The 12,959-nt window shown below is 69.0% G+C and carries 8 protein-coding genes; 4 read left to right on the forward strand and 4 right to left on the reverse strand.

What is annotated here, in order from left to right; translation table 11 throughout:
* Positions 1–6 precede the first annotated feature (6 nt).
* Both FJV41_RS10805 and FJV41_RS10810 read right to left on the reverse strand, forming a co-directional pair.
* Positions 7–1,224: a hypothetical protein gene (locus FJV41_RS10805; RefSeq protein ID WP_141642363.1), complete on the reverse strand. Its 1,218-nt coding sequence runs from the start codon at positions 1,222–1,224 to the stop codon at positions 7–9.
* A 135-nt stretch (positions 1,225–1,359) separates the two neighbouring features.
* Complete coding sequence (locus FJV41_RS10810; RefSeq protein WP_141642364.1) at positions 1,360–2,688, reverse strand: glycoside hydrolase family 2 TIM barrel-domain containing protein; 1,329 nt, start codon at positions 2,686–2,688, stop codon at positions 1,360–1,362.
* Positions 2,689–2,796: 108 nt separating this feature from the next.
* Between FJV41_RS10810 and FJV41_RS10815 the strand changes: the two genes are divergently transcribed.
* The 4 genes from FJV41_RS10815 (at position 2,797) to FJV41_RS10830 (ending at position 9,936) form a co-directional block, all read left to right on the forward strand.
* A complete protein-coding gene (locus tag FJV41_RS10815) occupies positions 2,797–7,236 on the forward strand; it encodes a hypothetical protein (RefSeq protein ID WP_141642365.1) in 4,440 nt (1,479 codons plus the stop codon).
* Between the two features lie 87 nt (positions 7,237–7,323).
* Positions 7,324–8,148: a bifunctional hydroxymethylpyrimidine kinase/phosphomethylpyrimidine kinase gene (thiD, locus tag FJV41_RS10820; protein ID WP_174458832.1), complete on the forward strand. Its 825-nt coding sequence runs from the start codon at positions 7,324–7,326 to the stop codon at positions 8,146–8,148.
* 102 nt (positions 8,149–8,250) lie between these two features.
* The gene (locus FJV41_RS10825; protein ID WP_141642367.1) at positions 8,251–8,613 is read left to right on the forward strand and encodes a YciI family protein; all 363 of its coding nucleotides are present in this window, start codon (positions 8,251–8,253) and stop codon (positions 8,611–8,613) included.
* Between the two features lie 51 nt (positions 8,614–8,664).
* On the forward strand, positions 8,665–9,936 hold the full coding sequence (locus FJV41_RS10830; RefSeq protein WP_141642368.1) for an RNA polymerase sigma factor: 1,272 nt from the start codon (positions 8,665–8,667) through the stop codon (positions 9,934–9,936).
* Between the two features lie 109 nt (positions 9,937–10,045).
* Here FJV41_RS10830 and FJV41_RS10835 read toward each other — a convergent pair whose 3' ends face one another.
* Together FJV41_RS10835 and FJV41_RS10840 are read right to left on the reverse strand one after the other, a co-directional pair.
* Positions 10,046–11,380, reverse strand: a complete 1,335-nt coding sequence (locus FJV41_RS10835; RefSeq protein WP_141642369.1) for a ferritin-like domain-containing protein — start codon at positions 11,378–11,380, stop codon at positions 10,046–10,048.
* A 29-nt stretch (positions 11,381–11,409) separates the two neighbouring features.
* The gene (locus FJV41_RS10840; protein ID WP_141642370.1) at positions 11,410–12,738 is read right to left on the reverse strand and encodes a ferritin-like domain-containing protein; all 1,329 of its coding nucleotides are present in this window, start codon (positions 12,736–12,738) and stop codon (positions 11,410–11,412) included.
* Between the last annotated feature and the right edge of the window lie 221 nt (positions 12,739–12,959).

A 12,959-nucleotide genomic window follows, 5' to 3' on the forward strand; every position in this document is an offset into this window, starting at 1 on the left:
GAGAGCTCAGTCGCGGTGGAGGCAGCCGTAGGGGTCCTGGTCCGCGAGCGCGAGCCACACGCGCTCGAAGTCGACGACGCCACTGGCGTAGATGCGCTCGAAGTCCTGGTACGTCGCCTGGAAGCGCGGGTCGACGAGCGCCATGTTCGCCATGACGGGCAGCGCATCCTTTCCGGCGGCGCGCGCGGAGAAGCGGAACAGCGCCCAGCGCACGCACACGTCCTTCTCCGGCTCGAAGGCGCTCGCGAAGGTCTCCAGCACCTTCGCCCGGTCCTCGGACAGCGACAGGTTGTGCGCGGCCGCGCCGCGTCCGTCGGGACTGCCCTCGGTGGTGAGGACCTTCGCGTAGCCGTCGGTGGCGCTCGCGTCCAGCACCGGCGCGGTCTCCATGGGCGTCGACAGCGCCATGTACCGGACGTGCTCGTCGAGCGACTGCGTGCCGATGTTCAACAGCTTGTCCAGGTATGGCGCCGCGTTCGCGGTCCGCTCATGGTCGTTCTTCATCACCCGGGCGATGGTCCGCGCCGCCGCCCAGCCCGCCTCGCCCGACGCCGGGTCCTTGGCGAAGTCCGTCAGGCGCGTGAGCACCTCGGGTGACAACTGCTTCTGCGTGTCCAGCGAGGACAGCACCCCGGCGCGCCGCTCCGGCTCCAGCGTCGCGTCCAGCCCCAGCTCGACAATCTTCCGGGAGACCTCCGGCAGATGGACGGCCTCCGAGTCCTTCAGCGCCATCGCGAAGACCTTGAACTCCTTCGGCCCGGCCTCACGCGTCCACCCCAGCACCTCATTCGCCCGACCCGCGTCGTTGCCGATGAGCTCCGTCAGGCGCTCCTTCAAGTACATGCGGACCAGCGGGTCCCTGGAGGAGAGCAGCGGCGCGGCCCACTCGCGGAACGTGTCGAGACTCACGCCCTCGTTGAAGCGCTCCAGGTCCTTCCAGCAGGTGGTGGCGTCGTACCGGGGCGCTCCCGCGACGGCCTCCTCCCCTGCTTCAGCGCCTGGAGCAGCGCCCGCCTTGACCGGCCCACGGCGTGAAGGGGCGACACCGGAGGCGGAGCCTGGCTCCACCGACTCGACCGGGGCGACGCCGTCGCCGCCACGTCGGGCGACGAGCCCCACGGCCAACAACAGGAGCCCACCGCCCAGCAAGGCGATGGCTCGGCGACGAGTGAAACGCGAAGGCCCGTCCGGGGGTGTGGGACGCGAAGACGATTCGGGACTCATGCCCCGCCGACCCTACTACCGGACTCCTCGCCTTCCTTTTAATTTCTTAAAAATCGGAAAAATCCGTCCCAATCCAACAAACGGGCAGTCCTGTCGCCAACGCCCGGAGTGTGTGTTTGAGACATGTGAGCCGGCTCACGGGGCCGAGGGTGGCACCAGGGAGCTGGTCGCCATCAGCAGGTTGCCGGAGGCGTCCTTGGCGAGCGCGTACAGCTTGATGGGGCCCTTCACCGAGGGGACCTTCACGCGCCACGAGCCCGGTGTGGCGCCGGGCGTGGAGCGCAGGCGGATGACTTCGCCGCGCTCGAACCGGGTGGCCGCGCCCCGGAAGTTGTAGGCGAAGGAGATCTCCAGCGGCTTGTCGTCGGCCGGCTTCGCCTCGAGGCGCACGTCCGCCCAGGTCCCCGTGGGCTCCTTCTTCACGCCCTCCACGGTGAGGCCCTTGATTTCGGGCAGGGGCGTCGCCGGCTTCTGACCGGAGTACGCCTCGCGCACCGCGTGCCATGCGGGCCGAGTCGACTTGCCCGACAACATGCCGAGCCAGAGGCTGGTGTGGTCGAACGTCGAGCTGAAGTTGAAGACGAACAGGCCCAGGCAGTTGCCCGCCTTCACGTGAGGCGCCAGCGCGTTGTTCCACGCATCGACGATGACGGCGTACTTCTCCTGGTCGTCCGGCTCGCGGGCAATGCCGTGGACGTCCTTGGGAGCCTCCCACTCGCCCTGCGCGCCGAACTCGGTGATGAGCCAGGGTTTGGTACCGCCCTCCTTCTTCAGCGCGTCCGGAAGCGCATGGATGCCCCGGCCGTAGACGTTGAGCCCATACGCGTCGAGCGACGGGACGAACTTCTCCCACCACTTCACCGCGAGCACCCACGCGTCCACGGAGATGACCGGGTGGTTCGCGTCCGACTTCTTGATGTCCTGGACCACGCCCTCCAGGAAGCGCGCGTAGGCCTCCTTCGCCGCGTCGCTGGGGCTGTTGAGGATGACCTCGTTGCCCACGCCCCAGGCCAGCACCGCCGGGTGGTCCTTGAAGCGCCGCACGCTCTCCAGTGTGTCCGCGCGCTGCTTCTTCATGCCCGCCGTGTCGGTGAGGTAGTCGAAGGAGTCGTCATCCTCCGCGCCGGGCTGGCCGTGCCGCATCCACAGCCCGACGAGGACCTTGAGGCCGTGTTTGTGCGCGGCGTCCAGGAGCAGCGGCGTCTCCGCGCCCACGCCCCAGGTGCGCAGCGTGTTGACGCCCAGGGCCGCCAGCTTCGCGCAGTCCTGCTCATACGCGGCGGAGCTGCCACTGCCGCTGAAGGTGACACCCTTGGCGACATAGGGGCGTCCATCCACCTGGAGCTGCCATTGCCCGTCCACCCGCAGCAGGGCGGTCCGGGCCTCGGCGGCCAGGGCCGGACACAGCACGAACGCACACAACAACAGCAGGACGCCGCGAGTGGGGTGGAAGCGAGGGGCCATGGGGCGTGGATGGTAACTCCTTTCAGCTCCCATTTCCGGCATGCCACGAAATCTCGGAGAAGGAATCCCAGGCTCCCCGTTCAGCTCGCCAGCAAAGGAGCAACCACGATGAACTTCTTGGGAAGCATCCGCCGGAGCCGGCGGCGAGTCTGGGGAATGGCCTGCGCGCTGGTGCTGGGCGCCTGTGGAGACAGCACGCCACCAGGAGACGATGGGACATCCTCGGAGCTGGAGACGGGCACCACCGCGCAGCCGCTGGCCTTCTCCTCGCCCATGGAGTTCTCGGAGCTGCGCGGCCTTCCCGCGGCGCCCGCGACGATGGACACCACGGTGGGCGAGCTGCTCTCGGTGCTCCCCAGCCCCCGCTTCGACGACCTGCGCGGCGTGCTCTCCGGGCGCCACGTGCCCACCGACAAGGTGCGCGTGCTGACGTCCTATGCCCGCGACTATCCCGTGTTCCTCAAGGGCAATCAGGCCCTGCTGCCTCACGCGGACGGTGTCGTCGCCCTGCAGAACCCTGTCGTCAACTGGCAGACATTGCCCGGCAACGCCTGTTCATTCAGTCATGCGTGCGCCAACCTGTTCGAGGTCTCCGAGCAGGACCCGACCCAGCGCAAGTACGCGGCCGTCGTCGTGGTGGCCCCCGTCGTCGAGCTGGCGGGTCCGGTGGACACGGGCGGCGCGACGCTGGTCATCGCCTCTGGCGCCTACACGTCCCGAGGCTTCCCGCTGCGGACCCTTCCCGTGGTGCGCACCGCGCAGGCCGACCCGGACCCGACCGACGCGATTGTCCCCCCCGGACGCAACGGGCAGAACAGCGGCAGCTTCGTGCTCTACACCAACGTCCTCGACGGCGTGCGCGTCAACACCACGGGCGAGCGGGGCGAGGATGGCTGGCTGGGCGCGGATGGCCCGCCGATCGCCATCTCCCACACCATCACCGGCAACAACGGTCCCGACCCCAAGCTCAACTGCACCGGCACCATCGTCAAGCCGCCGCAGAACGGCAGCAACGGCGGCAACGGCGGACGCTCCGGCGACGTCGTCATCCGCTACACGTCCCTGCGCGGCCCCGGCCTGGTCAACGAGCCGAACAAGGCCTCCCCGGTGACGCCCGAGCAGTGCTTCATGGACGAGGCGCTGCACTGCCAGAGCCTGCGCTGTCGGTGGAACCCCGCCATCGCCCTGTGTGATTTGCTGACCGAGGCGGACAACGCCCAGTGCGCCGACGGCATCGACAATGACCACAACGGCTTCGCGGACTGCCAGGACTACGCCTGCTCCAAGAACCCCCACGTCACGGTGTGCGCTGACGCGTCCTGGGGTCCCATCCAGAAGGAGTCCTCCGCCGAGGCCTGCAGCGACGCCAAGGACAACGACGGAGATGGCGCCGTGGACTGCGCGGACACCAAGTGCCGCCTGCGCGGCTTCTGTCAGCAGTCGCGTCCGTCCAACAGCGAGTTCTCCGAAGACGCCTGCGGCGACACGCTGGACAACGACGGCGACGGGTACGTCGACTGCGCGGACTACTCGTGTCTGAACCACTCGACGACGTGTGGAGCGCAGGGCGAGGGCGGCGACGAGGAGTGCCGCGACCTGCTCGACAATGACGGCGACGGGCTGGGTGACTGCTCGGATCCGGGCTGCCTCGGCAATCCCTACTGCGGCCTGGGCCCCGCGCTGGTCCTCACCAGCGGCCTGGAAGAAGCGAGCGACGCGGCGTGCTCGGACGGCCTCGACAACGATTTGGACGGCCACAAGGACTGCGCGGACTACGAGTGCCGCTTCAACCCGCGCGTGCTCTCCGCCTGCGGCACCGAGCGCACCCCGCAGGCCTGCTCGGACGGCCTGGACAATGACGGCGACGGCAAGACGGACTGCCAGGACTCGAACTGCGCGAGCAATCCGTACGCGAAGGTGTGCGAGCCGGACGACTACCCCTTCCTCCAGGAGGCCACCGCGGCCACGTGCAGCGACGGCGTGGACAACGACGGGGACAACTGGACGGACTGCTATGACTTCCAGTGCAGCAACAGCCCCCTGACGGGAAGCGTCTGCGGCGCGCAGGAGAACACCTATGCGCAGTGCACGGACGGGCTGGACAACGACAACGACGGGTTCAAGGACTGCGCCGACGAAACCTGCCGCAACAGCCCCTTCATCGGCGACCTGGCGTGCAAGAACAAGGTGCAGACCTTCCACGACGTGTCCCTGTCGGAGTCCTACAACGGGCGCTACGTGGACACGCGCGCGGAGCTCATCACCGTGGCGCCCGGCGGCGGCAAGAAGGGCCTGGGCGGCAACCGCCCCTTCAAGACGGTGTCGGTGACGGTACTCGAGTCCCCTCCGGGAACCTGTGAGCACTGGGAGACCTACCTGTGCATTCCCCGGGAAGAGCAGCGCACCTGCTTCCTGGGCACCAAGTCCACCGCGGGCGTCGCAGGCACCGCGGGCATCGCCGGGACGCAGCGCATCCTCCGCTCGGCGCGCCGGGACGTGGACATGCTCCGCGCGCTGCTCGCTCCCCAGTCATGGCGGGTGAACCAGGCGAACGGCAACACCCTCTTCAAGCGCGGCGAGTTGGAGCGGGCCGCCTTCGTCTACACGCAGAACATCATGGAGATGGGGGGCATCCTCGCCCAGGCGGGCCTCGTGTGTGACGAGCCGCTCGACGCGCAGGCGCCCTTCTCATCCGCGTACCTGTACGGCGCGCTGTGCCCGCTGATGGCCCACGACGTCACCCGCCTGAGCTACCTCCAGGGCCAGCGCAACTTCTACGGTCTGGCCAGGGAGACCCCCTTCAACTCGCACCTGCGCTACGAGCAACTCCGCGCGGAGTTCGACTCGCTCTACGACGTGCTGGACAGCTCCGTGAACCAGTGGCTCGCGCTCTCCAATGGCATGCAGTTGTCCGCCTGGATGACGCAGAACCAGGTCGCGATGAACGCCGAAGTCATCGCGCTGGAGGCCCAGGAGGCCGCGGACAGCCAGCGCATCACCGCGGCGAACGCGGCGCTGACCGCCCTGCAGACGTCCATGAACAACCGCAAGGCCGCCATCACCCAGCTCACCGAGAGCATCCAGGCGACGGACACCCGCATCACCAACCACTACAACGCCAACAACAAGGACTTCGCGGACTTCGTCCTGGACGTCATCGGCAAGGTGGCCGCCTCGTACGGGGGACAATTCGCCGCCGACCTGGTTGGGAATGGCGCGGAGAGCATGTGGAGTGAGATGAAGAAGAGCTTCAAGTCGGAGGCCAGCGCCACGCCCGTGCCCGGCGCGGGGTCGACGAGCAGCGCGAGCACGTCCTTCCACTCCCAGGTGTGGGAGGCCCTGAAGACCAGCGGCGCCGAGGCGGCCAAGAGCAAGCCCTTCAAGGACACGCTGAAGACGGGCGGCACGCAGCTCTGGGACATCATCAACGGCAACCAGAAGAACCCGGCGCGCAGCGTCATCTCGGACGAGGTGAAGAAGGAAATCCTGTCCCAGTCCCAGGTGGAGATAACCCTGGACCTGCTGGACCTGCAGGCCCAGCTCATCAAGGCCCAGGCGGACTACAAGCTGGCGTTGATGGAGCGCGACACGACGCTCCTGCGCCAGCGCAACGCGGTGGCGGCGCGCGACGCGCTCAACGACATCCTCCACTTCGGCAGCGGCACGGAGCTGCGGAAGTTCGACCAGTTGCTCATCGGTCAGCAGGTGTACGCGCGGGCGCTGCGGACGTTGGACCAGCTCACGATGCGCTACTGGGAGCTCATCCGCGTGGCGGAATACCAATACCTGCCCTTCGACCCGAGCACCGGTGGCAGCGCCATCCCCGTCTCCTTCCGCGACAACATCGACTTCCACCTGGGCAACTACCCGGACATGAAGACGCGGCTGGTGGAGGGCCTGGACAGCCTGGCCTCGCACACCGTGCAGAGTCCGGCGCAGTACTACCGGCGCCTGCCCGCCGGCGCCTTCCACGCGCTGTCGGGCAACGAGTTGGAGCGGCTCAAGCCCCTGGGCGAGCTGGTCAACGGGACCACGACGTACCGGGGCGCGCGCTTCCAGGTGACGGCGACGGACCTGGCGGCCTCGCCGGACCTGGCCCTGCGCAAGGGCCACCGCGTGCGCAACGTGCGCGTCAACGTGGTGACCACCAGCGGCGCGACGGCCAACGTGTCGGCCGTGCTGGTGCGCGACACGATGGATGGCTTCAAGCTCGGCAACCACTTCGCCGAGTTCGAGCTGCTGAGCAAGGACGACTACACCTCCGGAGGCAACCGGCAGGTGCTGCACTACGTGCCCTTCTCCGCCTGCGCTTCCGGCCCGCCGGTGTGCGACCTCGCCAACGCGACCTGCACCACGCCCTTCCAGTCGGCCTCGTTCACGGACTCGTGCAGCATCGCCCTGGGCGGCTCCACCCCGGCCACCAACTCCTTCTATGACCGGAGCCTCCTGGGTGAGTGGACCCTGCTCATCGACACGACGAGCTTCACCAACCTGGGTGAGGTGCGCGCGGCGGAGGTCGTCTTCCTGACGCTAGGCAGCGTCATCTGATGCCGGGATGACTCCGGGTGCGGGCTCGCGACCAGGCGGGCCCGTGCCCGGAGTTTGGGGTGGCTCCCACGCTCCGGGTGCCGCAGCATGCGGCCCATGGAGACTCCCAAGCCCGTGCCGACGGCTCTCACCATCGCCGGCTCCGACAGCGGTGGTGGCGCCGGCATCCAGGCGGACCTGAACACCTTCTCATTCCACCGTGTCCACGGCACCACCGCGCTCACGGCCATCACCGCGCAGAACACCCGGGGCGTCACCCGCGTGGACGTCCTGCCCGCCGCCGCCGTGGCCGCGCAGATGGACGCCGTCGTCGAGGACCTGGGCGTGGGCGCGGTGAAGACGGGCATGCTCGTCAACGCCGAAATCATCTCCGTCGTCGCCTGGCGACTGAAGGCCCTGAAGCCCGGCCCCCTCGTGGTGGACCCCGTCATGGTGTCCCGCGCCGGAGCGCGCCTCATCGACGACTCGGCCGTCGGCGCCTTGAAGGAGCACCTGCTGCCCCTCGCCGATGTCGTCACCCCCAACCGCCATGAGGCGGAGCTGCTCGCGGGGATGGCGCTGAACACGCTGGACGACATGAAGGAGGCCGCGCGGCGAATCCACGGGCTCGGGCCGCGCGCGGTGCTCATCAAGGGCGGAGGCATGTCCGGAGAGCTGCGCGGCCTGGACGTCTGGTTCGACGGCGAGCGGATGGAGACGCTGTTCCTGCGCGCGGTGAAGACGCACAACACCCACGGCACCGGCTGCACGCTGTCCGCCGCCATCGCCGCCTGGCTCGCGCTGGGGCAGGACGCCCGTGAGGCCACCCGGCGCGCGAAGGCCCACGTCACCGCCGCCCTGGAGCACCCCCTCGCCCTGGGGCGGGGCCATGGCCCCTTCAGTCACTTCTCCCCTTTGGGGACACCCTCCTGACGCGGTCCGGAAATCCTCCGGAAATAGACTGTCGATTCGCCTCCCTCCCGTTCGATTCCTGGGCGGGAGCGTCTGCTCCCCCAACACCGTGAGGACCGACCCATGAAGTACCTGCTGATGATTTACGAGAACGAGAAGGCCTGGGAGTCGAAGTCCAAGGAGGAGTCCGAGCAATTCCTGGGTGAGTACTTCGCCTACACTGACTCGGTCCAGAAGAGCGGCAACCTCATCGCGGGCGAGGCGCTGCAACCGACGCAGACAGCGACGACGGTGCGCGTGCGCGACGGCAAGCGGCTGACGACGGACGGGCCTTTCGCGGAGACGCGGGAGCAGCTCGGAGGCTTCTATCTGGTGGAGGCCAAGGACCTCGACGAGGCCATCGCCCTCGCCTCGCGCATTCCCAGTGCGCGGCTGGGCTGCATCGAGATCCGCCCGGTGTGGGAACTCTCCGAGTCCGCGGGCTGAGGCCCGCTGCTCGGGCCCCGGGCGGTGCCTCGGGGCCTGGGTGGAGTCTTCATGACGGACCTGCCGTCGCTGCTCGAACAGACCTGGCGCGCCGACTATGGCCGCATCGTGGCCACGGTCATCCGGGTCATGGGCGGAGACTTCGGCTCGGCCGAGGAGGTGGTGCAGGAGGCCTTCGAGGCGGCGCTCCTCCAGTGGCCGCGCGAGGGTGTGCCGAAGGAGCCTCGGGCGTGGCTCCTGCGCGCGGCGAAGAACAAGGCGGTGGACCGGGTGCGCAGGGGGGGCCGGCTCGGCGCGCGCGTGGACGCGCTGGAGGTCATCGCGCGACTGGAGCAGGAGCTCGCCTCGCCGCTGGATGGGAGGGACTGGCAGGACCATCCAGATGACTCGCTCCGGCTGCTGTTCACCTGCTGCCACCCCGCGCTGGCGGAGGACATCCAGGTGGCCCTGGCGCTGCGCACGCTGTGCGGCCTGACAACGGAGGAAGTGGCCCGCGCGTTCCTGGTGCCCGCGGCGACGATGGCGCAGCGACTGGTGCGGGCGCAGCGCAAGATTCGCGATGCGCGCATCCCCTACGTCATTCCGGAGGCGGATGCGCTGGCCGAGCGCACCCGAGGCGTGTTGCACGCCATCTACCTGCTCTTCTCGGAGGGACATGCCGCGACGGAGGGCACGGAGCTATTGCGCACGGACCTGTGCGCGGAGGCACTGCGGCTGGCGAGGCTGGCGCGCTCGCTGCTTCCGCTCCATCCCGAGGTGGCCTCGCTGTTGGCGTTGATGCTGCTTCATCACTCGCGTCGCCGCGCGCGCGTGGCCGAGGATGGAGGGCTGGTGCTGTTGGACCGGCAGGACCGGAGTTTGTGGGAGGCCGAGGAGATTGAAGAGGGGTTGAAGCAGCTCGATGCGGCGATGGCGTTGGGCGCGCACGGGCCCTACACCGTCCAGGCGGCCATCGCGGCGCTCCATGCTCGGGCGAAGCGTCCGGAAGAGACCGACTGGGAGCAGATCGCCGCCCTCTATGGACGGCTCACCGAACTGACCCCCGGCCCGGTGGTGGAGCTCAATCGCGCGGCGGCGGTGGCGATGGCGCGCGGTCCGGAGCAAGGGCTCGCGCTGGTCGATGACCTGGAGTCCTCTGGCAGGCTCACCGCGTACCACCTGCTGCCGGCGGCCCGCGCGGAACTGCTGCGCCGACTGGGCCGCTGGCGGGAAGCCGAGGCTGCCTACCGACGGGCGCTCGCGCTGGTGCGCACCGAGCCCGAGCGGCGCTTCCTGGAGGAGCGCTTGCGAGAGGTGCTCGCGAGCCCCCCGTCATCCGCCTGACGTGAAGCGGGCCTTTGCGAGAGCGTCGGGGTTCGCCCGCGCGAGCCCCTCGCACGACAAGGGCCCGCGCGGAGCCCCTTGTCGGCCTGTCGTCATCGAGCGTCGTGCCTCAGTTCCAGAGCTCGCGCGCGAGCGTGTCCACCAGCGCCACGGCGACCTCCGGCGAGGGCAGGCCGAGCTCGCGAATGAGCGCGGCATCGCTCGGCTCGGCCACCTGCGCGCGCAGGGCCTCCACGGCGCGCACCTGAGCCTCGCGCACGGCCGTCCGCTCGCTTTCGGGGAGACGCGTGCTCGCCCAGCGGTCAATGGCCCACGACAGGTCGGCGTGCCGCGTCTCATCCTCGGCGATGCGCGCCATGGCCTCGCGCACCTCGGCGTCCTCCGCATGCAGGGCCTGGTGGTAGGCCACGAGGGCGCCGTACGTCTCGCGCACGCACCCCTCCACCGCATTGTCGAGCACCACCTCCGCGAGCGGCCTCGGAGGAAGCGCTGCCACCACGGCGGGGCTCGGCGTCGCGCCGTGCTTCCGGGCAAGCCGTCCGCAGACCTCCGCGTGCGCCACCTCCTCCATCGCGCTGCGCAGCGCCGCGTCCTGGAGTTCGACGCCCGCGCCGTGCAACGCCAGCTCCTCGCGCAGCCGCAGGAACGCCTGGATGGAGGCCGCCTCCATGTGGGCGATGATGGCGAAGTGGTGTCCCAGGGCATCCGAGCAGTCGACCACGCCATTGGAGCGAAGCCCCGCGGGCCTGCGTCCGTCGCAGTTGCTGGGGCCTGTCTCCAGACGCTCGCTGCGCGTCTCGCGCACCTCGCCCTCGGGCGAAACCAACAGCACATGCTGCGTCAACCGCCCGCCTCCCCCGCAGCCGGTACCCGTGGTGGCAACCACGTTGAAGGTCCCGTCGGCGTTCGCCTTCACGGCCCCGTGCTCCAGCTTGGAGCAACTCACATGATAGGAACGGTCGTTCTCAGCGAAGACGCGCAGCACCGCTTCCTGCGGCGTGTCGATGGTGCCCAGGAAGGTCAGGAGCGCCTCCACCGAGTTGTGCGCTGTCACCACGTCCCCCTGCGTGGTCGCGAGATAGTGCGCCGCGCATTCCGGGAAGAGCTCGCCACAGCTCGTGCGGAAACCCGTCGTGGAAGTCAGGGCCTCGAGCCTGGAGCGACAGGTCGGTTGATCCGTGGCCGTCGCGCAGCGAACGCCCGAGGACGAGAGGACGGACTCGGTGAAGGGCGGCTCCATCCTGACCCCGCGGACACGGCGCAGCTCGACGAAGTCCGTCGGCACCACGGGTGAAAGGCCTCTGAACACGAGATTGGTTCTAATGCAATCGGGTGGTGAATACCCATCAAGGTCCAGGCCGCCGCAGCCCGCCAGCACCAGGGGCGAGGCCAGCGAGGCACGCAGCGCCCGCGTGAAGATTTCGCGCAATCGATTCGAATTCATGGAGCATTATTCCTGTCGCAAAGAAGGTCTCAGTTCCAGAGCTCGCGAGTGAGCGTGTCCACCAGGGCCACGGCGACCTCGGGCGCGGGCAGGCCGAGTTCACGGATGAGCGCGGAGTCCGTCGGTTCGGCCACCTCCGCGCGCAGGGCCTCGATGGCGCGCAGCCGAGCCTCACGCACGGCTGTCCGCTCGCTTTCGGGGAGACGCGTGCTCGCCCAGCGGTCAATGGCCCACGACAGGTCGGCGTGCCGCGTCTCATCCTCGGCGATGCGCGCCATGGCCTCGCGCACCTCGGAGTCCTCCGCGTGCAGGGCCTGATGGTGGGCGACCAGCGCGCCGTACGTCTCGCGCACGCAGCCCTCCACCGCGTTGTCGAGCATCACCTCCGCGAGCGGCCTGGGCGGAAGCGACGCCACCTGGGGCCGCTCCGGCGTCGCACCGTACTTCCGGGCCAGATGTCCGCAGACCTCCGTGTGCATCACCTCGTCCATCGCGCTGCGAAGCGCCGCGTCCTGGAGCGAGAGGTCCGCGCCGTGCAGCGCCAGCTCCGCGCGCAGCCGTAGGAACGCCTGGATGGAGGCCGCCTCCAGGTGCGCGATGAGGGCCAGGTGCCGCCCCACGGCATCCGCGCACTCGACGAAGCCTTCCGACTGGAGTCCCGCGGGCCGACGTCCCACTGAACAGCCCTTGTCGCCACGCTTCAGGACGTCGCGTTCCTTCTCGACCACCTCGCCCGAAGCCGACACCCCCAGGACGAACTGCGTCTCCTGGGTCCCCTCTCCGCAGGCGAAGCCCTGGGTCGCGACGACGTTGAAGCTGCCATCGCCGTTCGCCTTCACCGCCCCCCGCTCCAGCGTGGTGCAGCTCAGGGTGTAACCGTCAGCGAAGACACGCAGCAGGGCTTCCTGGGGCGTGTCGATGGCGCCCAGGAAGCCGATGAGTGCCTCCAACGAAGTCTTGGCCGCCACCGTGTCGCCTTCCGTGGTCGCCAGGTAGTACGACTCGCAGAACAAGTTGCAGACGGAGCGAAAGCCCTCCTGAGGGGCCAGGGCGGCGAGCTCCGCCTGACACGTCGCGGGCTGGGACGCCGTCGCGCAAGCCGTGCCCGAAGACGACAGCACCGTATGGAGGCGCGGGTTGCTGCTCCCATCCCCGGTGTCCTGGCTCCGGCGGAGCTGCACCAGGTCCGGCTGGGTCGCCGGAGACAGGCCACTCATCGCGAGCTTCCAATCGTCCTCACACACGGGAGGCGAGTAGCCCTTCAGGTCCAGGCCGCCGCAACCGGCCAGCAACAAGGGGGAAGCCAACGAGGCTCGCAGGGCCTTCGCGAAGAGCTGGCGCAGTTGATTCGAGTCCATGAAGGCTCCCATCGAGTGAGCCTCTTTCAACAGCAATGATGGTGCCAGCGAGCTGTCACTCGGCGCGCAATCCGGAACGCTGACAGGCACACCCTGATTTCCCCCAGCCTGCTCAGAAACCTGAGGCGGGGATTGATCAACTCGAAGGCCTTCGGCGTCCAAGCGGGCTCACCATGACGCCACCTCGCTCCGAGCCCCCCTGTGCCCGGAAGAGGGGTCGG

This window comes from Myxococcus llanfairpwllgwyngyllgogerychwyrndrobwllllantysiliogogogochensis (assembly GCF_006636215.1).
Classification (GTDB): domain Bacteria; phylum Myxococcota; class Myxococcia; order Myxococcales; family Myxococcaceae; genus Myxococcus; species Myxococcus llanfairpwllgwyngyllgogerychwyrndrobwllllantysiliogogogochensis.